Consider the following 20,981-nt stretch of genomic DNA (forward strand, 5'->3'; position numbering starts at 1 on the left):
AGATCGACACATCGTGAAAGGACCGGCCGTGAACAACCTGCCAAGCTACGCGTACGCCATCCTCGGCGTCGTGCTGATCGCCTTCGTGATCGTCAGGCAGGTCAGCGAGCGCCGGATGACGATCGGCAAGCTGGCCATCATGCCGATCGTGTTCGTCGCGCTGCCGCTCCTCCAGGACCACGACCTGGGACACCGGCTGGTCAGCTCGCCGCTGGCGATCCCGCTGCTCCTGCTCGGCCTGCTGGTCGGCGCCGGCACCGGTTGGCTGCGCGCGATGACGATGAGCGTACGGCTGGAAGGCAGCACGCTGATCACCAAAGGCAGCTGGAAGACCGTCGGCACCTGGGTCGCGCTGATCGGCCTGCGGCTCGGCGTCGCCGGCCTCGCGTATCTGCTCGGTGTCAAGGAAGGCATGGGGGAGGCGCTGTTCTGCGCGGCCGCGAGCTTCGGAGTGCAGAACCTCGTCCTCGCCTACCGTGCGGGCCTGTTGAGCCTGCTGAAGGCGGCCTGAGGATGATCGGGGGATGACCCTGATAGCCGACGAGCGACCGCGTACCGCTCTGGGAAGAGCCAGGTACGTGGTTCGCTACGTCGCTCTCGTCGCGTTCGTCTACGCCGGTTTCTCCAACGTCGCCAACACCTGGCCGGCGTCGCTGGTCTGGCTCGGTTACGCGATCGTCGTGCTGGTCGTCGTGTCGCTGGTCGCGATGGCGTTGTTCGTCAAGGAATCGCAAGTAGGGACGCTGGTCTTCGCGTTCGTCGGCGCCGCCGGCGCGGATGCGTTGCTCGCGGTCAACTCGGCGTCGGTCGGCGGTGTCATCACGCTGGTGCTGTGCCCGTGGCTGGTGACCCGTCTCAAGCCGAAGGTCGCCTTCCGCGCAATCGCCGTGCTGATCGCGATGGTCACCATCGTCGGCGCGGTGGAGCTGTTGACGCGCGGCACCGGCTGGGGCTCGCTGGCCGGATACGTCGGCGGCGCGATCGGCACGACCTCCTTCGGCTGGAGCATCCGGCTGATGCGCGAGCGGGTCGCCACCGCGGAACAGCTGCTGGAACAGGAAAAGGAAGCCGCCAGCGCGGTCGCGCACGCGCGCGTACTCGATGAGCGAGCGCGGCTGGCCCGGGAGATCCACGACATCCTCGCGCACACGCTGTCCGCTCAGACCGTCGAGCTTGAGGGCGTACGGCTGATGCTCAAGCGGCGCGACGATCCCGACGAGGTGCTGTCGCACGTCGACAAGGCGCAGCGGCTGGCGCGCGACGGCTTGGCCGAGACGCGGCGTGCGTTGGCGTCGCTGCGCGGAGACGTACGTCCGCTGCCGGAGGCTATCGGCGCGCTGGCCGCCGACGCGTCCGCCGAGCTGTCCATCGACGAGCCGGTGCCGGAGCTGAGCCCCGAGGTGTCGGTCGCGGTCGTGCGTACGGTCCAGGAAGCGCTGACCAACACGCGAAAGCACGCGGCCGGTGCGCATGTGACCGTGTCGTTGCGTTTTCCGCCTGGCGCGGTCGAGGCGGAGATCACCGACACAGGTGCCAGTGCCGCGGCTCCGCAGGCGCTGGCAGAATCCGGAGGCGGGTACGGACTCGCCGGGATGGCCGAACGCGCCGAGCTGCTTGGCGGCCGCGTCGAGGCCGGCCCGGCGGCGGACGGGAAGGGCTTCCGGGTGTGGCTGAGGATTCCGACCTGATCAGGGTCGTCATCGCCGACGACCAGCGGGTGGTCAGGGACGGGTTGAGCTTCCTGCTGTCGCTGATCGACGGCATCGAGGTGGTCGGCACGGCGGCCGACGGCGGCGAGGCGGTCGCTCTGGTGGCCTCGCTCGACCCGGACGTGGTGCTGATGGACCTGCGGATGCCGCACATGGACGGCGTCGACGCGACCCGCAAGGTGCGCCGCGACCATCCGCGTACGCAGGTGGTCGTCCTCACGACGTACGCCGACGACTCGTCGGTGCTGGCCGCCCTGCGCGCCGGCGCGCGCGGCTATCTGACCAAGGACGCCGGCGCCGAGGAGATCGGCCGCGCGATCAACCGGGTCGCCGGCGGCTCGGCCGACCTCGACCCGGGCGTACAGGCCAGGCTGCTGGACATGCTGCCCGGCGGCGACGCCGCGCCGGCTCCGGCCGAGCACACCGGTCCGCCGCCGGACGGCCTGACCGAGCGCGAGTTGGAGGTGCTGACGCTGATCGCCGCCGGCCTGTCCAACACCGAGATCGCCGAGCGGCTGGTGGTCTCCGAGGCGACCGTGAAGACGCACGTCAACCACCTGTTCGCCAAGACGGCCGTACGCGACCGCGCGCAGGCGGTCGCGTACGCCTACCGCCACGGCCTGGTGCGTTAGGACTCTAGCGAGCGGTGAAGCCGCCGTCGACCGCCAGCGTGGCGCCGGTGACGAAGGTGGACTCCTCGCTGAGCAGGAAGGCGGCGAACGCGGCGATCTCCTCCGGCCGCGAGATCCGGCCCACCGGATGCAGGCCTTCGATGAAGGCGATGGCTTCCGGCGTCGTCCCCATGGACGTACGGAAAAGCGGCGTGTCCACGCCGCCGGTCGTCAGCGCGTTCACGCGTACGCCGGCGGCCGCGACCTCCAGCGCGACGGCTTTCGTCAGCCCGACGACACCGTGTTTCGCCGCCACATAAGGCGCGACTTCGGCCATGCCGACAACACCCAGATTCGACGCGTGGTTGAGCACGGCACCGCCGCGTCCGGACTCCAGAATCGCCGGGATCTCATATTTCAGGCCGTAAAACACGCTGGTCAGGTTTTGCGCCAACTCGGCCTGCCACGACTCGCTGGCGATGCCGCCGACCGGCCCGGCCGCGTTCACGCCGCCGGCGTTGTTGAACGCTCCGTCCAGCCGTCCGAACTCCTCGACGGTGGTGCGTATGAGCGCCTCGACCTCCTCCTCGACGGTCGCGTCCGTCTGGACGAACAGCGATTTTCCGCCGCTGGCACGAATATCGCCCGCGACCTGTTCGCCGACGTCCTTGCGTCGCGCGGCGATGACCGCGACGGCGCCTTCGGCCGCGACGCGCTCGGCGACGGCACGACCGACGCCGGAGTTGCCGCCGGTGACGATGATGACCTTGTCTGTGAACCGCTCTGTCATGTCCACGAGCCTGACAGCCGGCAGGTGCCTACGCTGGCGCTTATCGGTCTTTGACTTGCACCACAGCGAAACATTCGCCGCCGACAGTCGTCGCCTCACTGTCCACAGTGGACGGACCATTGGTCAGCAGGAGCTCGCCAGCGATCCGGACGGTACGCGGCTCCGTCGACAGATTGGCGATGACACGGAGATCGCCGCGATGCAATACCAGCCAGCGCTCGTCTTCGTTGAAATCAACCGAAAACCGGTCGAGCCGGGGATCGCTGAGCTGCCCGTACGACCGCCGCAGCGCGATCAGTTTGCGATAGATCTCCAGCAAAGGAGCGCTGTCCACCTCGGACCAGTCGAGCTTCGACCGCTGGAACGTCGCCGGATCCATCGGATCGGCCACCTCGGCCGCATCCCAGCCGTGCTCGGCGAACTCCGCGATCCGGCCGGCTCGAGTGCTCTCGACCAGCGCCGGCTCGGGATGTGAGGAGAAAAACTGGAACGGCGTACGCGATCCCCATTCCTCGCCCATGAACAGCATCGGTGTGTACGGCGAGGTCAGCACGATCGCAGCCGCGACACCGAGCAGGCCGACGGAAAGGTGTGTCGACAGCCGGTCGCCGGCCGCGCGGTTGCCGATCTGGTCGTGATCGCAGGTGTACGCCAGAAAGCGATGCGCCGGCGTGGTCAGCGTGTCGACCGGCCGGCCGTGATGTCGCCGTCGAAACGTGGAATACGTGCCGTCGTGGAAAAACACTCGCTCCAGAGCCTTGGCCAATGCCTCGATGCTGCCGAAATCGACGTAATATCCGCGACGCTCGCCGGTCAGTGCCGCGCGCAGGCAGTGGTGGATGTCGTCATTCCATTGCGCGGCAAGGCCATAGCCGGCCGGTCGCGGCGTGACCACCCGCGGGTCGTTGAGATCCGACTCGGCGATCAGCGTCAGCGGCCGGCGTACCTGCGCCGACAGCACGTCGACTTCCGCCGCCATTTCCTCAAGAATGTGGACGGCGCGGTTGTCGCTGAGCGCGTGCACGGCGTCCAGCCGCAGGCCGTCGAGGTGGAAATCGCGCAGCCAACTGGTGACGTTGTCGAGCACATAGCGGCGGACCTCGTCGGAATCCGGTCCGCTCAGGTTCAGCGTCGGCCCCCAGATCGTCCGGCCGGCGAAATACGGCCCGAACTCGTCCAGATGTCCGCCACTGGGCCCGAGGTGGTTGTAAACCGCGTCCAGAATCACCGCCAGACCGCGCTGGTGGCACGCCTCTACGAACCGTTTCAACGCGTCCGGGCCGCCGTACGGCTGGTGCACGGCATACCAGAGCACGCCGTCGTAGCCCCAACCCCAGACGCCGTTGAACGCGTTCATCGGCATCAGCTCCACGAAATCCACGCCGAGCTCGACCAGATGGTCGAGGCGGCCGATCGCCGAGTCGAGTGTGCCATCCGGTGTGAACGTGCCGATGTGCAGCTCGTAGACGATGCCGCCAGGCAGCGCGCGGCCGGGCCACGACTGGTCCGACCACTCGTAGCTGTGGTGATAGACCGCCGACAGGCCGTGGACGCCGTCCGGCTGCCACAGCGAACGCGGGTCGGCGACCGGCTCGGTCGCGTCGTCGAGCAGGAAGCCATAGCGGCTGCCGGGGCCGGCACTGTCCACAGTGGACTGCCACCAGCCACCACCGGCCGGCTCCATCGCGCTGGTCGCGCCGTCGACGAGGACTCGTACGCGCCGGGGGACCGGGGCCCAGACACGAAAAGTCTCCGTCACGACCGCCACGCTACCTGACCGCGCGGCGTGCGACAGCTTCGATCATCGCGGCCAGGTCGGCGAGGTCGGCCTCGAACTCCGCGTCCCAGTCGACTTTCCGGTCCAGGTGCGGCTTGAGCGCGTGGTGCGCCGGCAGCTCCGCCGCGGTGGCCCAGGCAGCGCGCTTGCTCGGCGGCTCACGGGTTGCCGCGAACCGACCGTTGACCTCCGACATCGCAAAGCCGATGATCGCCGTCGACGTCAGCCGCTCGACGCGCGCGACCTCCGCGGGCGGCACGCCGGCGTCGAGCAACGCGGCGAAAACCGCGTCGACGAAACGGATGGCGTCAGGCGTCACGGCCGGCCGGGCGAAGATCAGCTCCAGGCAACCCGGATGGCGGTGCGCGAGGTCGCGTACGCCGTGCGCGATGGCCGCCAGCCGGTCCTGCCAGCTCGCGTCCGCATCGGGGCGCGGCAGGCTGCCGAGGAGCCGGCCGATCATCGCGTCGAGCAGGCCGTCCTTGTTGCCGATGTGCGGATAGAGCGCCATCGGCGTGACGCCGATCTTCTCGGCGACCGCACGCATCGAGACGGCCGGCACGCCGTCCCGGCCGGCGATCTCCAGCGCGGCGTCGATGATTTCTTGCTTGCGGTCGGGCATGGTTATACAGTGTAGATCTATACGGCGTAGATCATTTAGAGGTGAGGCATGCTGATCGCTCGTGATGTGGTGAAGGCGTACGGTCCCGTGACCGCTCTGGACGGGCTGTCGCTGACTGTCTCCGCCGGCGAGATCTGTGGTCTGATCGGCCACAACGGTGCCGGCAAGAGCACGTTCGTCCGCGCTGTGTGCGGTCTGGAACGGATCGACAGCGGGTCGTTGTCGGTCTCTGGTCGGGTCGGCGTGTCGCCGCAGGAAACGTGCGTCTATCCGACGCTGACCGTACGCGCGCAGCTACGGCTTTTCGCGTCGCTGGCCGGCGTGGGTCGTGCCGCGATCGAGGAGGTCGCCGAGGAGTTGGGCCTGTCGCCGGTGCTGGATCGGGTCGTCGGCCGGCTTTCCGGTGGCCAGCAACGACGTACGCAGGCCGCCTGTGCGCTGATCGGCGATCCGCCGGTGCTGCTCCTCGACGAGCCGACCGTCGGCGCCGACCCATCGACTCGCGCGGCGCTGCTCTCCGCCGTACGTGCTCGCGCCGCCGCCGGTGCCGCTGTGGTTTACACGACGCATTATTTGCCTGAGCTGGTGGATTTGGGCGCCAGCCTGGCCATTTTGCATGCCGGCCGGATCGTACGACGGGGGAGTCAGGAGTCGTTGCTTCGTCACCTTCCTGGCCGCCTGCGGGTCAGTTTTGCCGACGACGCTGGTGTCGACATCCAGACCGCCGACCCCGGCCACGCTCTGGCCGACCTGCTCGCGACCGGCCGCGTACCAACCGCGGTCGAGATCTCGCGTCCGTCGCTGGACGACCTGTTCATGTCCATCACGGAGGCACGCGATGCGGCCTAACCGCACTTTGGCTCTGATCCGACACAACACCGGCCTGCTGCTGGCCCAGCCCGGCCCTGTCGTCGCGCGACTGCTGATGCCGGTCGCGATGATTGCCGCCCTGAAGCCAATCTACGAAGCCGCCGCCGGTCCCTCCGGCACTATTGGTGTGATCGCCGGGATCCTGGTGCTCGTGAGCCTGCTGACCACCGGCATTGTTGGCACGAACGTACTTTCCGAGCGGCTGTGGGGCACTTGGGATCGCCTGCGCGCGACCGCAAGGCCGTTCGAGATCATGATTGGCAAAACCACGCCCCTGCTGGCGGTTTTGGTGGTGCAGCAGGTGATCGTCCTGGCGTTTGGCTATGTCGCGTACGGCGTCGACTTTCGTTCTGTCGGCCTGCTGTCGGCTGTGGTCCTGGTGTGGAGCTGCACCGTACTCAGCCTCGGCTTCGCTCTCGGTGCTCTGGTGAAGACATCTGGCGCACTGTCGGCCGTACAGGACATCGGCTCTTTCTTTCTGTCCGCCTTTGGTGGTGCTCTCATCCCTCTCGCGCTGTTGCCTGCTTGGCTGCACGTACTCGCGCCACTTTCTCCCGCCTACTGGGCTGTGTCGTCTCTGCGTGCCGCTCTCACCGGCGACGGTGCCACGACCGCTCTCGGCCTCTCAGTGCTGGCCCTCTGCACCACAGCCGCCGCCACCGTCACCTACCTCCGCCTCCGCTAGCCCGCGGCTAGGCGTTGCCACGCATAGATCCAAACTTCGACGGCGTGTGTTGATCGCCATCCGTCGCGCGGTAGATGGCAAGATCCTCTCGATCCGCTCCACGGCTTCGAAGAAGAGTTCTACGGTGCCGTCCTCGCGATTGCCGTACGTACGCATCGCAAATTGTGATGGCCGACGCCATATCGCCAAAGGTGGAAGCTGCGGTCACTCGACCAGAACGTCTCGTTGCTCATCGGGCTCCTCTGAACGGAGGTCGACAACGTACTTGTTTGGTCGGCCGACGCAGGCCCGCGATGAGCTGCGGAAAAACCCGCAGACGCGCTCGGGCCCCGGTCGCATTGGGGGGAACGCGACCGGGGCCCGGTTGTGCACTCCCGGTGGGGGGTCCGGGAGCGTGCGGGGGATCTAACTACGCACGGCGCTTACGAGCGACCAGGAACAGGCCGCCACCGATGAGCAGCAGAACCGCGCCGACACCGGCGAACAGAGCGACGTTCGTACCGGTGACCGGCAGGCTGCCACCGGCCGGCGAGGTCGACGGAGCCGGGGTGCTCGGAGCCGGGGTGCTCGCGCTCGGCGACTCCGACGGCTGCGTACCCTTCTTCCAGCTGGCCTCGACCGACTTCTCCGCCTTGGCCTTGGTCGTCGTGGCGACGATCAGGGTCTGCGTCTTGACCTTCGTGCCGCGGAACAGGCGGCCGGTCTGGATGTCGGCCTCCTTCAGCGCACCGGTGATGGTGGCCGTGCCGGCGTCAGCGTTGGCCGGGACCTTCAGGTAGACCTTGCCACCGTTGGCGGCCGACTTGACGACCTTGCCGTTCTTGTCGACAAGGGTGACACCCTTGGTCTTGGAGTCGACGGTCAGCGGCACCGAGGACTCACTGGTCTTCACGGTGAACGGACCGATCTTGTCGCCCGACTCGCCGGTCGCCTTGTCCGGGGTGATCTGCAGCGACGGCGCCGGCTGCACCTTGATGCCGGTGTTCTTCGCGCCGGTCAGGTAGTCGTACAGCTTCACCACGTTGGGCTTGTTCTTCTTCGCATCGAGCTCGACACCATTGCTGAAGTGCCAGATGGCGGCCTGCGTGCCGGCGATCGCCTCAGAGGTCTTCAGGCTGTCGATGCCGGCAGCCTTGGCCAGAGCGGCGAGATCGCTGACATGCGGGTAGGAGTTCTGCAGGATCCAGTTGACCTTTTCCGGCTGCGTTTTGAACTTGTTGTCCTCGGGATAGGTCGACCAGTCGTCCTCGACCATCGGCGCACCGGACTGAGTGTGCGTCTTCTGGTCGATGCAGTAGGTGTTGAGGACCTCACCCTTGTCCAGCTTGATCTGGAGCAGCGCGGTGTAGGCCTTGTCGCCACCGTTGAGGTAGACGTTTCCGCCCGACGTGCCCGATCCGAGGAACTTGCCGGTCACGCCTTCGTCGGCCTGGACCGGATTGGCTGCGAAGCCGATCATGAACACTGCCAGCAATGCGGCGGTTACGCCGAGAATTCTTCGAGAAACACTTCGCATAGACCGGGTCTCCTCGCCGTTGAGAGCCTTCGAAGGGAGCCAGAGATCAGACCCTGGCGCAATAGATATACACGGTCGCTGGCGTGGTGTTACGCGGAACCTACTAATTAGTTCCCCACCAGCGGAAATACTTTCGCGTACGGCTTATGTCTGATTCGCACGAAAAAGTAGTGTTCGCGGATAAATGCCATGGTATTTGTTTTGCTCATCAATATCGCAAAAACCGCCGGGCCCCGGCCGCGTACGGGACGCGGCCGGGGCCCGGCGAGGTGTCTACCCAGTGGGGTTTCGGGTAGGCGTGGTGATTACGCCGAGCGGCGCTTACGGGCGAAGAAGAACAGCCCGCCACCCAGGAGCAGCAGAACGGCACCGACACCGGCGAACAGCGCGACGTTGGAACCGGTGATCGGCAGGCTGCCGCCGGCGCTGGCGTTGCTGGTGCTCGGAGTCGGCTTGTCGCCGTTTCCGCCATTGCCGCCGTTGGACGCGGAGGCGGTCGGGTTGTCGCCGCCGTGGTCCTTGTCCTTGTCCCAGCTGATGCCGACGGTGACCACGGTCGGCGTGGTGCTGTCGCCGGCGACGATCTGCGACTGCGTGCCGGGACCGCCGGTGAACAGCCGGCCGGCGTTGACGCCGAGGTTGACGGTGGCGAAGATGTTGGCCTTGCCGGCCTTCAGCGTGGCCTTGACCTTCACCCACACCTTGGTGTCGTTGGCGACCTTCTCAATGGTGTTGCCGCGCGCGTCGACCAGCTGCAGGCCGCTGAGGCCCTCCAGCTTCAGGATGGCCAGCTTGGCCGTGGTCTTGACCAGGAACGGACCGATCAGGCCGCCGGCGTGACCGTGGGTCGCACCGAGCGGGATCAGGGTCAGCGAACCGAGCGGCTCGGTCAGCTTGCTCACCAGCGCGTTGGCGTCGGCGCCCTTGATCAGGTACTGGTACAGCGTCAGTACGAGCGCGTTGTTGTCGCCGTCCGGCACGATTCCGTTGGTGTAGTGCCAGATCGCCAGCTGCGTGGCCGCGATCGCGACCTGTTCGCTGATCAGCTTGACGTTCAGCAGCTTGGAGATGGTGCCGAGGCTGCCGACGTTGGGGTAGGAGTGCTGGATGATCCAGCTGACCTTGATCAGGTTCTGCTCGATGGCGACGCTACCCACCGGAGCCGGATAGTTTTTCCAGCTGTTCTCGACAAACGACACGTCCGCCTTGACGGCGACCGAGTAGTCGGCGCAGTAGGTCCTGATCCGGTCCGTCGACTTGGTGGCCTTGGCCGGCTTCAGGGAGTGCAGCCCGGTCGCGACCTTCTTTCCCTTGATGAGTACGTCGAGACCCTTGGTGGTCTCGGCCGTGATCATCTTGGCCGCCGTGCCGATGCCGTTCACCGTGCTGGTGTCGGCCTGCGCCGGAGCGGCGCCCATGCCGACCGCCACGATGGCGGCCGTCGCTGTCACCGCCAGCGTTTTTGTGAGTAGTTGCCGTAGGGCTTTGTGCATCTGGCCAGATCTCCTCGCCGTTGAGAGGCCGGTGGAATGGGACGCCAGCAAGATCGCTGGCACGGTATGTATACACGCTCCGTGCCGGCGTGTTGCAGCGACACCCCGCAAAACCCTTTGACCAGGGGAAAAGTCGTCTTTTCCGATGTGGCCGAAAGGTTGCCCGGGCTGGATGGCCGGATGTGGACACCGAGTTTTGGTGTCTCTTGGTAGTTGTACGGTCAGCGGCGAGTGAGCAACGCGACCGGCAGTCGCGCCAGAAGGTGAGACATCGTTACGGTTCCCCGAAAAACCGTGCCTGTTAAGGCATCGGTCCAGGTCTGGCCGGGTAGCACCAGCTCGGTGTCGCGCCAGCCGCCGGCGCGGCGCAGGCCGGCCGGCAGTCGGGTGGCGACCGCGATCGCGGCCGGCGAGCCGAAGGAATCCAAGCGGCAGAAGGAAAGTGCGTGACCGGCGGCCGGGCCGTACGCGGTCAGCGGCAGATAGCCGCCGCCGACGAAGACGTGCGCCAGCTCCTTGCGTACGCGCAGCGCGCGCGAAATGAGCCAAAGTTTGGCCGCGCCACTGGCATCCACGGCAGGCGCCTGCACCAGCCGGGAAAGCATTTCCCGGCGCAGGGCGAAATCTACCGGCCGGCGGTTGTCCGGATCGACGAGTGAGTCATCCCATAATTCGCAGCCCGCATAGGTGTCGGGTACGCCGGGACCGGCCAGCTGCAGGAGCGTCGCGCCGAGTGAGTTCGACCAGCCGTCCGGCGCGATTTTCGCAGCTAGGGTGCCGATCTGCGCACCGATCTGTCCATTGAGGACAGTGTCCAGCCAGCCGTGCATCCGCTGCTCGAAGTCGGTGTCGACGGCGTTCCAGCTGGTGGCGACCTCCGCCTCGCGCGCCGCTTTTTCAGCGTACGCATGCAAACGCGCGGCATTGAATTTGTCATCCGGATGCCAAACGCCGACCAGGGTTTGCAGCAGCAGATAGCCGATGCTCGGCTCCGGCGGCGGCAGCTGTGCGATCCAGTCGTCGACCGCCTGGCCCCAGACGTCGGGGATTTCCGCCAGCACCGCGATCCTGGTCCGTACGTCCACCGATCGCTTGGTGTCGTGTGTGGACAGTGTGGTCATGCCGGCCGGCCAACTGACGGCCTGCTCGGCCACCCGAAGGTGAAACTCGCCCGGTGACACGGAGAACCGGCGAGGGTCACCGCCGACCTCGTTGAGCGAGGACAGTCTGGCCGTACGGTAGAAAAGCAGGTCCTCGACGGACTTCGCGGTGATGGCGCCGGTGGTCTGGTGAAACCTGGCCGCGACCTCCCCTCCGGCGGCGAGTGCCGCGCCGACGGCCGAAAACTCCGGCTCGAGCCGCGGTGCGCGGCGCACCGCCTCGGCCAGTGAAGCCGCGAGAATAGCGGACGTCGACGGATAGTCGGCGCGATACACCGGCAGACACGCGGAAAGTTGCGCCAAAGCCTCGATGACGGCGTCCAGGCCGCCCGGAGTTTCCGGGATAAGTCGGGCAATTCGCCGCAATTCCGGTCGTAGGCCGTTGGTCGCGGTGCGCAGCTTCAGCTCGTGCTCCGCGAGGTCCAGGCTGGCCCGGTCGCCGGCGTCACCGGTCACCCGTCCGGCCACTGTGGACAGTGCGGATTCACCGGCCGGATCGACGAAAACGCCGTCGATGAGCCGCATCCGGTCATAGCCGGTGGTGCCGGCGACCGGCAGCTCCGGGTCGAGCTGTTCGTCGGCGGCCAGGATTTTCTCCGCGACGATCCAGGCGGCTGGCAGCTGCTCGGCGAGCCTGCGCAGGTACGCTGCCGGCGCGGCCATGCCGTCGGGGTGGTCGACGCGCAGGCCGTCGATCTGGCCGCGCGCGACCCGCGGCACGATCTGTTGGTGACAGGCCTGGAAAACCTCGGGATCCTCCTGGCGTACGCCGGCCAGCGTGTTCACCATGAAGAACCGGCGATAGCCGACCCGGCCGGCGTTCCACGGCACCAGCTCGTAATGCTGCCGGCCGTGCACCTCGACCGGCGTGCCGTCGGCCGTGTCGTCAGCGATCGGCAACCGGTGGTCGCCATAGACCAGCTCGTCGTCCTCGACGCGCAGCTTCTCCAACTCGCCGGGGTCGGCACCGAGGATCGGCAACGCGATCCGCGGCTGCGTCCAGTCGATGTCGAAATAATGCGCGTACGCCGACCGGCGGCCGTTTTTCAGTACGTCCCACCACCACGGGTTCTGTTTCGGGATCTCCACCCCCATGTGGTTGGGGACGATGTCGACGATGACGCCGAGGCCGGCCGCGTGCAACCGCTCGACCAACGCGTCGAAGCCGTCGGGTCCACCGAGGTCGGCGGAAATCCGCGTCGGGTCGACAACGTCATAGCCGTGCGCCGAGCCGGCGGTCGCCTGCAGGATCGGCGAGGCGTAGAGATGCGTGACGCCGAGGCCGGCGAGATAGTCCACCAGCTCGGCGGCCGCGGCGAAATCCAGCTCACGCCGCAGCTGCAGCCGGTAGGTGGACAGTACGGGCCTCGTCGTCACAAGCTTCTCCCTGGTCGTCGCGGTGTCGATGTCGCCCAGTTGGCCTATCACATGCCCGATTTACCCTGATATCGACCGGCCAACCCAGCAGACGTCAATGCGACGACGGAGCTATTCGGTCTTGCGCAGCAGGAGCAGCGACCGCGCCGGTACGGTCACGGCTTTGCCCGCCACCACGGTCAAGGCGTCGCCGTTGTCGTCGACGCCGGCACCGGTCGGCGCGGCGGTGTCGAGCTCGACCGTCCACTGCTTGGCATAGTCGCCGTCCGGCGTGGTGAAGTCGAGATCCTCGTCGTGTCCGTTCAGGCACAGCAAAAACGAGTCGTCGACGACCTGCTGCCCGCGCTGGTCACGCTCGGCGATGCCGTTGCCGTTCAGGAAAACCGCGAGCGACCGCCCGAAGCCGGAGTCCCAGTCGTCGATGGTCATCTCGGTGCCGGACGGGGTGAACCAGCCGATGTCGTCGAGCTGTCCGCCGGAACGGACCGGCTTGCCGGCGAAGAACCGCCGGCGCCGGAAGACCGGATGCTCGCGGCGGATACGCGCGGCGCGCGCGGTGAACTCGACCAGGTCGGCGTTGGTCTCGGCCATGCTCCAGTCGACCCAGGCCAGCTCGTTGTCCTGGCAGTACGCGTTGTTGTTGCCGTGCTGCGTACGACCCAGCTCGTCGCCGTGCGAGATCATCGGCACGCCTTGCGACAGCAGCAAGGTGGCGAGGAAGTTGCGCACCTGCCGGGCGCGCAGACCCACAACTTCGGGATCCGACGACGGCCCCTCGACGCCGCAGTTCCACGACCGGTTGTAGCTTTCCCCGTCGTTGTTGTGCTCGCCGTTAGCCTCGTTGTGTTTTTCGTTGTAGGACACGAGATCCGCGAGCGTGAAGCCATCGTGCGCGGTGACGAAGTTGATGCTCGCGAGTGGCCACCGGCCGTCGTCCTGATACAGGTCCGAGGAACCGGTGAGCCGGCTGGCCAGCTCGCCCAGCGTCGCCGGCTCGCCGCGCCAGAAATCCCGTACGGTGTCGCGGTATTTGCCGTTCCACTCCGTCCACAGTGGAGGGAAGTTGCCGACCTGGTAGCCGCCCTGGCCGACGTCCCACGGCTCGGCGATCAGCTTCACCTGGCTGACCGTCGGATCCTGTTGGACAAGGTCGAAAAACGCCGACAGCTTGTCGACGTCGTGCAGCTCGCGCGCCAGCGCCGAGGCCAGGTCGAAGCGGAAGCCGTCGACGTGCATCTCGGTGACCCAGTAGCGCAGCGAGTCCATGATCAGCTGCAGGGTGTGCGGATGCCGTACGTTCAAGGAGTTGCCGGTGCCGGTGTAATCCATGTAGTACGTCGGATTGTCGTCGGTCAGCCGGTAGTACGCGGCGTTGTCGATGCCGCGGAAGGCCAGCGTCGGCCCGAGGTGGTTGCCTTCGGCGGTGTGGTTGTAGACCACGTCGAGGATGACCTCGATGCCGGCCTCGTGCAGCGTCTTGACCATCGACTTGAACTCGGCCACGCAGCCACCGGGAGCGGTCGACGCGGCGTACGACGCGTCCGGTGCCAGGAAGCCGATCGAGTTGTAACCCCAGTAGTTGCGCAGGCCGCGCTCGGCCAGCGCGCGGTCCTGGACGAACTGGTGCACCGGCATCAGCTCGATCGCGGTCACGCCGAGCGACTTCAGGTGCTCGATGACGGCCGGATGCGCCAGCCCCGCGTACGTGCCGCGCTGCTCCGGCGGCACCGCCGGATGCCGGATCGTCATGCCGCGCACGTGCGCCTCGTAGATCACCGTCTCGTGGTAGGGCCGGTGCGGCTGCCGGTCGGCACCCCAGTCGAAGTACGGGTTGACGACGACGGAGGTCATCGTGTGGCCGAGCGAGTCCTTCTCGTTGCGCCGCTGCGGGTCGTTGAGGTCGTACGAGAACACCGCGTCGGAGTCGTCGATGGTGCCGTCGAAGGCCTTGCCGTACGGGTCGAGCAGCAGCTTGGCGGGGTCGCAGCGCAGGCCGCGGCCGGGGTCGTACGGCCCGTGCACGCGATAGCCGTAGCGCTGGCCGGGCTGGATGTCGGGCATGTAGCCGTGCCAGACGTAGCCGTCGACCTCCTCCAGCTCATAGCGCGTCTCGCCACCGTCCGCGTCGATCAGGCACAGCTCGACCTGCTCCGCGACCTCGGAGAAGAGCGCGAAGTTGGTGCCGGCGCCGTCGTAGGTGGCGCCAAGCGGGTAGGCAGCCCCGGGCCACGGGACCCGGGTCATGCTCGGCTGTGTCACGTCGAAGGACTTTAGCGGTCGGGTCCGACCTTCTCCGGCGGACCGGTCGGCCCTACCCACGGGCCCGCCACATCTGCCCTGGTGGACAACCGCCGTGAGACCTGGCTCACGACCGGCCGCCGCCGCAGGCCGATCGCCAGCACCGCGGTCGCGAGCAGCACCGCCACGAACGGCACGACCAGCGCCGTGCGGTAACCGTCCAGCACGAGGTTCTCACCGCGTACGACCGTCACCGCGGACAGACCGATCGCCGCGCCGAACTCGAACGACGTGAAGAGCAGGCAGGAAGAAGGCGTACGCGAGGACCGCGAGGAACAGGCCGCCGACGGCCACGTTCGCGCGTACGAGCGGGCCGGACCGGAGGATGGCCAGCCGGACCAGCGGCGTACGCGACCGCCGCTCGATCGCCACGAACCCGGCCAGCAGGACGCCGCCGGCGGCGAACGCCGCGGCCGTCAGCAGCGACGGCCGCTCCAGTCGCGTGACGTCGAAGATGATCAGGAGCATCGCGGCGGCTGAAGCCGGCGGCGCCGGTGCCGGCGTAGATCAGCAAAGCGCGGTTGCGCGCCGGTCCTTCCGGAAACGACGTCGTGATGATCGAGAGGCTGGCCGGTGCCATGAACGCGGCGCAAACACCGGTCACGAAACGCGCGACGATGAGCAGCCACTCCTCGTTGGCGAGTCCGCCAGGACCGGAGAAGACCAGGAAGACGGTGACGAAGGCGAGGAACAACCGCCGCCGGCCGAGCAGGTCAGCCGCCCGGCCGCCCAGCAGCAGAAACCCGTCGTAGCCGAGGACGTAGGCGCTGACGACCCAGTGCGGCGAGCTCTCGCCGATGCCGAGGTCGGCGCGGATCGACGGTACGGCGACGTTGAGCATCGCGACGTCGCGACGAGGACGCGCATGCTGACCGTCACGCTGCGCCAGCTGGAGCGTGACGGCCTGGTCAGCCGTACGGTTTATCCGGTCGTGCCACCGCGCGTGGACTACGCGCTGACCGAGCTTGGTTGCAGGCTGCGCGAGACGATCCAGGCGCTGGTCGTCTCGACCGAGACGCATCGCGGGGAAATCGCCGAAGCGCGCGCCGCGTACGACGAGAAGGCCTGATCAGCCGAGGAAACCGCGGAGCAGCGCGGCCGTGCCTTCCAGATGTTCGTGCATCGCGGCTCTGGCGCGCTCCGGATCGTGTGCCGCGATCGCGTCGACGAGCCTTCGGTGTTGCCGCTCGGAGTGCTCGATGTTCTTTGGCAGCAGGGGGATCGCGTCGAGCAGTTCGTTGACGCGTACGCGCGCCTCCGCCACGGCGTTGATCAGCAGCTCCGAGCCGGTCGCCTCGGCGATCGCCAGGTGGAAACGCGAGTCGGCCGGCCGATAGTCCGCAGCGCACGCGCAGGCCTGTTGGTGTGCCAGGAGGTTGGCCGGATCGGCGTGCCGAGCCTTGGCCGCGGCCTCGGCCGCGCCGACCTCGACCACCTCGCGGAAGGTGAGGACGTTTTCCAGTGCCGCGGCGGTTTCCGGGGCCAGCTCGGTCGACGGCGCGGCGGGGGAGACGACGAAGGTGCCGCCGTATCGGCCGCGGCGGCTCTCCAGGTGACCGGAGTCGGTGAGCGCGGCGATCGCCTCGCGTACGGTCGCGCGGCTGACGCCGAGCCGGGTCGCCAGCTCGCGTTCCGGCGGCAACCGGTCGCCGGCCGACACGACGCCGAGCCGGAGCGTACGCAGCAGCGCCTCCACCGCCTCCTCGAAGGCGTTGCCGGCGCGTACCGGACGCAGGACGGCGTCGGCGACCGAGGTGATCCGTGCGGTTGACACGCGTCAAGCCTCCTGCCACGCTGTCGCACACGTCAATGGACTGAGACTAGACCATTAGGAGCCGAAATGCCTGTCTCCGCTGACTCCTCCGACGAACAAAGGCTTCACCAACTCGGTTACGCGCAGGAACTCAAGCGCAGCATGTCCGGCTTCTCCAACTTCGCGGTCTCGTTCACGATCATCTCGATCCTGTCCGGCTGCCTGACCCTGTACGGTTTCGGCCTGAACACCGGCGGTCCGGCGATCATCGTCTGGGGCTGGATCTTCGTCGGCGTGATGACATTGATCGTCGGCCTGGCGATGGCCGAGGTGTGCTCCAGCTATCCGACCGCCGGCGGCCTGTATTACTGGTCGGCCAAGCTGGCGCCGAGAAATCCGGCGATGTGGTCGTGGTTCACCGGCTGGTTCAACTTCCTCGGCCAGGTCGCGGTCACCGCCGGCATCGACTTCGGCGCGGCCTTCTTCCTCAACGCGTTGTTGGATCTGCAGTTCGGATTCGACGCGCGTCCGTGGCACACGATCCTGCTTTTCGGCATTATCCTGTTGATCCACGGGCTGCTGAACACCTTTGGCGTGAAGCTGGTGGCGTTTCTCAACGACGTGAGCGTCTGGTGGCACGTCCTCGGCGTGCTCGTCATCGTCGGCGCATTGGCGATTTTCCCCTCGCACCACCAGTCGGCGAGCTTCGTCTTCGGCGGCTTCGTCAACAACACCGGCTGGACCTCACCGATTTATGTGACGCTGATCGGCCTGCTCGTCGCGCAATACACGTTCACCGGATACGACGCGTCCGCGCACATGACGGAGGAGACCAAAGACGCCTCGGTGTCCGGGCCGCGCGGCATCGTCGGCTCGATCGTGGTGTCGCTGATCGCCGGCTGGATCCTGTTGGTCGGCCTGACCTTCGCGATCCAGAATTACGACGGCGCGCTGAAGAGCGCCACCGGCGTACCGCCCGCGCAGATTTTCCTCGACGCGCTCGGAAACGTCGGCGGTAAGCTGCTGCTCGTCATCGTGATCGTGGCGCAGCTGTTCTGTGGCATGTCGTCTGTGACCGCCAACTCGCGGATGATTTACGCGTTCAGCCGCGACGGCGCGCTGCCGGCGTCGCGGATCTGGCACCAGATCAACAAACGCACGCGTACGCCCACCAACGCGATCTGGCTGGCCGCCGGCGGCGCTTTCGTGCTCGGCCTGCCATATCTGTGGAACAGCACGGCCTACGCGGCGGTCACGTCGATCGCGGTGATCGGGCTCTACATCGCGTACGTGCTGCCGACCTTCCTGCGGCTGTTGCGCGGCGCGGATTTCGAGCGCGGGCCCTGGCATCTCGGCCGGTGGAGCAGGCCGATCGGGGTCGTCGCGGTCGTCTGGGTGGTCATCATCACGATTCTGTTCATGCTGCCGCAGGTTTATCCGATCACGCCGGCCACTTTCAACTACACGCCGGTCGCGGTGCTGGTCGTGCTCGGCTTCGCCGGCATCTGGTGGGTAGTCTCGGCGCGGAACTGGTTCACCGGCCCCAAGGTGCAGGGCAGCGCCGAGGAGCTGGCCGCGATCGAGAGTGACCTGGAGAGCGTGTGACTGACGCGAGACCGGCCGTGACCGTGGAACAGTTGCGGGCCGAGGTGGACGCCGGCCGGATCGACACCGTGCTGGTGGCGTTTCCGGACATGCAGGGCCGGTTGCAGGGAAAGCGTACGGACGCGCGGTTTTTCGTCGACGAGGTGCTGCGCCATCACGCCGAAGCCTGCAACTATCTGCTCGCAGTGGACGTCGAGATGTCGACGGTGTCCGGCTATGCGAACTCGTCCTGGGAACAGGGCTACGGCGATTTCGTGACCGTACCCGACCTGTCGACGCTGCGCTGGATTCCCTGGCATGAGAGCACGGCGCTGGTTCTGTGCGACATCGAGACGACCGACGGCGAGCCGGCTTTCGCCGCACCACGCCAAATCCTGCAACGGCAGCTGGCCAGGCTGGCCGACCGCGGTTGGACCGCGTACGTCGGCACCGAGCTGGAGTTCGTGGTTTACCGCGACTCGTACGAGGATGCCTGGAACCGCGGCTACCGCGATTTGACGCCGGCCAACCTCTACAACACCGACTACTCGCTGCTCGGCACCGGCCGGATCGAGCCGCTGTTGCGGGCGATCCGGCGCGGCATGACCGGCGCCGGGCTCGTCGTGGAGTCGGCGAAAGGCGAGTGCAACCTCGGCCAGCAGGAGATCGCTTTCCGTTACGCGGATGCCTTGACGACCTGCGACAACCACACGATCTACAAGCTCGGCGCCAAGGAGATCGCGGCACAGCAGGGCATGAGCCTGACGTTCATGGCCAAGCCGAACCAGCGCGAAGGCAACTCCTGCCACATCCACCTGTCCGTACGCGAGGGCGACGAGCCGGTTTTCGCCGACGGCAAAGGGATGTCCAAGCTGGGCGAGCATTTCCTGGCCGGACAGCTGGCCGCGTTGCGTGAGCTGACGCTGATGTACGCGCCGAACATCAACTCCTACAAGCGCTATGTCCCCGGCTCGTTCGCGCCGACGGCCGTACGGTGGGGCCGCGACAACCGCACCTGCGCGTTGCGGCTGGTCGGCCATGGATCCTCGCTGCGGGTGGAAAACCGTACGCCTGGCGGCGACGTGAACCCGTATCTGGCGGTCGCCGCGATCGTCGCCGGCGGCCTGTACGGCGTCGAGAACGAGCTGCCGCTGGAGGCGGCGTACACGTCCAACGCGTACCAGGACCAGAGCGCGCCGCACGTGCCGACGACCCTGCGAGAAGCCGCCGAGCTGTGGAAATCCAGCGACCTCGCGGCCGCTGCCTTTGGCGACGACGTGGTGGCGCATTATGCGAACATGGCTCGCGTCGAGCTGGAGGCCTTCGACGCGGCAGTCACCGACTGGGAAATGATGCGGGGGTTCGAACGGCTGTGAAGTTGGTCAATCCGGCGACCGAGGAGATCGTCGGCGACGTCGAGGCCACCGATGCCGCTGGCGTGGACGCGGCGATCGCTCGTGCTCGCAAGGCGTTCGAGAGCTGGCGCAAGGTGGCGCCGGCCGACCGGGCCCGGCTGCTGCGCCGGTTCGCGTCCACTGTGGACGGTGCGATCGAGGAGCTGGCACGGCTGGAGGTCGCCAACTCCGGACACACGATCGGCAACGCCCGCTGGGAAGCCGGCAACGTACGCGACGTGCTCGACTACTACTCCGGCGCGCCGGAGCGGTTGTTCGGCCGGCAGATTCCGGTGCCCGGCGGGGTGAACATCACCTTCGCCGAGCCGCTGGGCGTCGTCGGCGTGATCGTGCCGTGGAACTTTCCGATGCCGATCGCCGGCTGGGGGTTCGGACCGGCGCTGGCGGCCGGCAACGCGGTCGTCCTCAAGCCCGCCGAGCTGACGCCGTTGACCGCGCTGCGGATCGGCGAGCTGGCGCTGGAGGCCGGCCTGCCGGAGCACGTGCTGCAGATCGTCCCCGGCGCCGGATCCGTTGTGGGGGAGCGTTTCGTCACTCATCCGGAGGTGGCCAAAGTGGTCTTCACCGGCTCGACCGAGGTCGGCACGAAGGTCGCGGCCGGCTGCATGGCACAGGTCAAGCCGGTCACCCTCGAGCTCGGCGGCAAGTCCGCGAACATCGTTTTCGCCGACGCCGACCTGGAAAAGGCAGCGGCGACCGCGCCGTACGGCGTCTTCGACAACGCCGGCCAGGACTGCTGCGCCCGGTCAAGGATCCTGGTGCAGCGATCGGCGTACGACGACTTCGTGTCGCTGCTCGACCCGGCCGTACGCGGCGTCAAGGTCGGCGATCCGTCGCTGGACGAGACCGAAATGGGGCCGCTGATCAGCGTCGCGCATCGCGCGAAGGTCTGGTCGTACGTGCCCGAGGGCGCGCCGGTCATCATCCAGGGTGAGGTGCCGGACGGCCCGGGTTTCTGGTTTCCGCCAACGGTCCTGGCGCCGGAGTCGGCGCAGGATCGGTGCGTACGCGAGGAAATCTTCGGACCGGTGGTCGTCGTGCTGCCGTTCGACGACGAGGCCGACGCGATCCGGATCGCCAACGACACGCCGTACGGCCTGTCCGGCTCGATCTGGACCCGCGACGTCGGCAAGGCGCTGCGCGTGTCGCGCGGCGTCGAAGCGGGAAATCTCTCGGTGAACTCGCATTCCTCCGTGCGGTATTGGACGCCGTTCGGCGGGTTCAAGCGTTCCGGTCTCGGCCGCGAGCTGGGACCGGACGCGCTGGACGCGTTCACCGAGACCAAAAACGTGTTCATCTCGACCGAGGACTAGGAGCGATT

General features: G+C 67.2%; 19 protein-coding genes and 1 pseudogene. 9 read left to right on the plus strand and 11 right to left on the minus strand.

Annotated elements, in window-relative coordinates; genetic code table 11:
• Nucleotides 1-28: 28 nt before the first annotated feature.
• From GNX95_RS00425 to GNX95_RS00435, 3 genes are read left to right on the plus strand one after another with little or no spacing between them, the layout of a single operon-like run.
• Entirely contained in the window at nt 29-511 is a 483-nt protein-coding gene (locus GNX95_RS00425; protein ID WP_163504816.1) for a hypothetical protein, read from the plus strand.
• A 13-nt stretch (nt 512-524) separates the two neighbouring features.
• Nucleotides 525-1,688: a sensor histidine kinase gene (locus tag GNX95_RS00430; RefSeq protein WP_163504818.1), complete on the plus strand. Its 1,164-nt coding sequence runs from the start codon at nt 525-527 to the stop codon at nt 1,686-1,688.
• Nucleotides 1,667-2,341 (plus strand): response regulator, encoded by a 675-nt coding sequence (locus tag GNX95_RS00435; protein WP_163504821.1) that lies wholly within the window; start codon nt 1,667-1,669, stop codon nt 2,339-2,341. The genes GNX95_RS00430 and GNX95_RS00435 overlap by 22 nt, the downstream gene beginning before the upstream one ends.
• A 4-nt stretch (nt 2,342-2,345) precedes the next feature.
• On the opposite strand, the gene GNX95_RS00440 is transcribed toward GNX95_RS00435, so the two are convergent.
• From GNX95_RS00440 to GNX95_RS00450, 3 genes are read right to left on the minus strand one after another with little or no spacing between them, the layout of a single operon-like run.
• Nucleotides 2,346-3,110 carry an SDR family NAD(P)-dependent oxidoreductase gene (locus GNX95_RS00440; RefSeq protein WP_163504823.1) on the minus strand — a complete coding sequence of 255 codons (765 nt, stop codon included), beginning with the start codon at nt 3,108-3,110 and terminating at the stop codon, nt 2,346-2,348.
• A gap of 40 nt (nt 3,111-3,150) precedes the next feature.
• Complete coding sequence (treZ, locus tag GNX95_RS00445) at nt 3,151-4,869, minus strand: malto-oligosyltrehalose trehalohydrolase (protein WP_163504825.1); 1,719 nt, start codon at nt 4,867-4,869, stop codon at nt 3,151-3,153.
• Nucleotides 4,870-4,879: 10 nt separating this feature from the next.
• Nucleotides 4,880-5,509, minus strand: coding sequence for a TetR/AcrR family transcriptional regulator (locus GNX95_RS00450; protein ID WP_163504827.1), 630 nt, complete (start codon nt 5,507-5,509; stop codon nt 4,880-4,882).
• Between the two features lie 48 nt (nt 5,510-5,557).
• Between GNX95_RS00450 and GNX95_RS00455 the strand changes: the two genes are divergently transcribed.
• Nucleotides 5,558-6,358 carry an ABC transporter ATP-binding protein gene (locus GNX95_RS00455; RefSeq protein ID WP_163504829.1) on the plus strand — a complete coding sequence of 267 codons (801 nt, stop codon included), beginning with the start codon at nt 5,558-5,560 and terminating at the stop codon, nt 6,356-6,358.
• Nucleotides 6,348-7,064 carry an ABC transporter permease gene (locus GNX95_RS00460; RefSeq protein WP_163504831.1) on the plus strand — a complete coding sequence of 239 codons (717 nt, stop codon included), beginning with the start codon at nt 6,348-6,350 and terminating at the stop codon, nt 7,062-7,064. Before GNX95_RS00455 ends, GNX95_RS00460 begins: the two co-directional genes overlap by 11 nt.
• A gap of 409 nt (nt 7,065-7,473) precedes the next feature.
• On the opposite strand, the gene GNX95_RS00465 is transcribed toward GNX95_RS00460, so the two are convergent.
• The 7 genes and pseudogenes from GNX95_RS00465 to GNX95_RS44110 all read right to left on the minus strand — a co-directional run.
• Complete coding sequence (locus GNX95_RS00465; protein ID WP_163504834.1) at nt 7,474-8,523, minus strand: thioester domain-containing protein; 1,050 nt, start codon at nt 8,521-8,523, stop codon at nt 7,474-7,476.
• Between the two features lie 362 nt (nt 8,524-8,885).
• Nucleotides 8,886-10,031, minus strand: a complete 1,146-nt coding sequence (locus GNX95_RS00470) for a thioester domain-containing protein (RefSeq protein ID WP_163504836.1) — start codon at nt 10,029-10,031, stop codon at nt 8,886-8,888.
• Between the two features lie 263 nt (nt 10,032-10,294).
• Entirely contained in the window at nt 10,295-12,610 is a 2,316-nt protein-coding gene (gene treY / locus GNX95_RS00475) for a malto-oligosyltrehalose synthase (protein ID WP_163504838.1), read from the minus strand.
• A gap of 111 nt (nt 12,611-12,721) precedes the next feature.
• Entirely contained in the window at nt 12,722-14,854 is a 2,133-nt protein-coding gene (glgX, locus tag GNX95_RS00480) for a glycogen debranching protein GlgX (protein ID WP_163507732.1), read from the minus strand.
• A 26-nt stretch (nt 14,855-14,880) separates the two neighbouring features.
• A complete protein-coding gene (locus GNX95_RS42315) occupies nt 14,881-15,102 on the minus strand; it encodes a hypothetical protein (RefSeq protein WP_163504839.1) in 222 nt (73 codons plus the stop codon).
• A complete protein-coding gene (locus tag GNX95_RS42320; protein WP_163504840.1) occupies nt 15,083-15,376 on the minus strand; it encodes a hypothetical protein in 294 nt (97 codons plus the stop codon). The genes GNX95_RS42315 and GNX95_RS42320 overlap by 20 nt, the downstream gene beginning before the upstream one ends.
• Nucleotides 15,377-15,446: 70 nt before the next feature.
• Nucleotides 15,447-15,749, minus strand: a pseudogene (locus GNX95_RS44110) (MFS transporter); the annotation flags it as partial.
• A gap of 24 nt (nt 15,750-15,773) precedes the next feature.
• On the opposite strand from GNX95_RS44110, the gene GNX95_RS42895 reads away from it, so the two are divergent.
• Entirely contained in the window at nt 15,774-15,977 is a 204-nt protein-coding gene (locus GNX95_RS42895) for a winged helix-turn-helix transcriptional regulator (RefSeq protein WP_425483871.1), read from the plus strand.
• Here GNX95_RS42895 and GNX95_RS00500 read toward each other — a convergent pair whose 3' ends face one another.
• Nucleotides 15,978-16,682 carry a FadR/GntR family transcriptional regulator gene (locus GNX95_RS00500; protein ID WP_163504842.1) on the minus strand — a complete coding sequence of 235 codons (705 nt, stop codon included), beginning with the start codon at nt 16,680-16,682 and terminating at the stop codon, nt 15,978-15,980. It lies immediately after the preceding gene.
• A 66-nt stretch (nt 16,683-16,748) separates the two neighbouring features.
• On the opposite strand from GNX95_RS00500, the gene GNX95_RS00505 reads away from it, so the two are divergent.
• The 3 genes from GNX95_RS00505 to GNX95_RS00515 are packed head-to-tail and all read left to right on the plus strand — an operon-like array spanning nt 16,749 to nt 20,973.
• Complete coding sequence (locus GNX95_RS00505) at nt 16,749-18,266, plus strand: amino acid permease (RefSeq protein ID WP_163504843.1); 1,518 nt, start codon at nt 16,749-16,751, stop codon at nt 18,264-18,266.
• Nucleotides 18,263-19,621, plus strand: coding sequence for a glutamine synthetase family protein (locus tag GNX95_RS00510; protein ID WP_163504844.1), 1,359 nt, complete (start codon nt 18,263-18,265; stop codon nt 19,619-19,621). The genes GNX95_RS00505 and GNX95_RS00510 overlap by 4 nt, the downstream gene beginning before the upstream one ends.
• A complete protein-coding gene (locus GNX95_RS00515) occupies nt 19,618-20,973 on the plus strand; it encodes an aldehyde dehydrogenase family protein (protein ID WP_163504845.1) in 1,356 nt (451 codons plus the stop codon). Before GNX95_RS00510 ends, GNX95_RS00515 begins: the two co-directional genes overlap by 4 nt.
• Nucleotides 20,974-20,981 lie beyond the last annotated feature (8 nt).

The sequence above is a fragment of the Fodinicola acaciae genome, from assembly GCF_010993745.1.
In the GTDB taxonomy this organism is placed as follows: domain Bacteria; phylum Actinomycetota; class Actinomycetes; order Mycobacteriales; family HKI-0501; genus Fodinicola; species Fodinicola acaciae.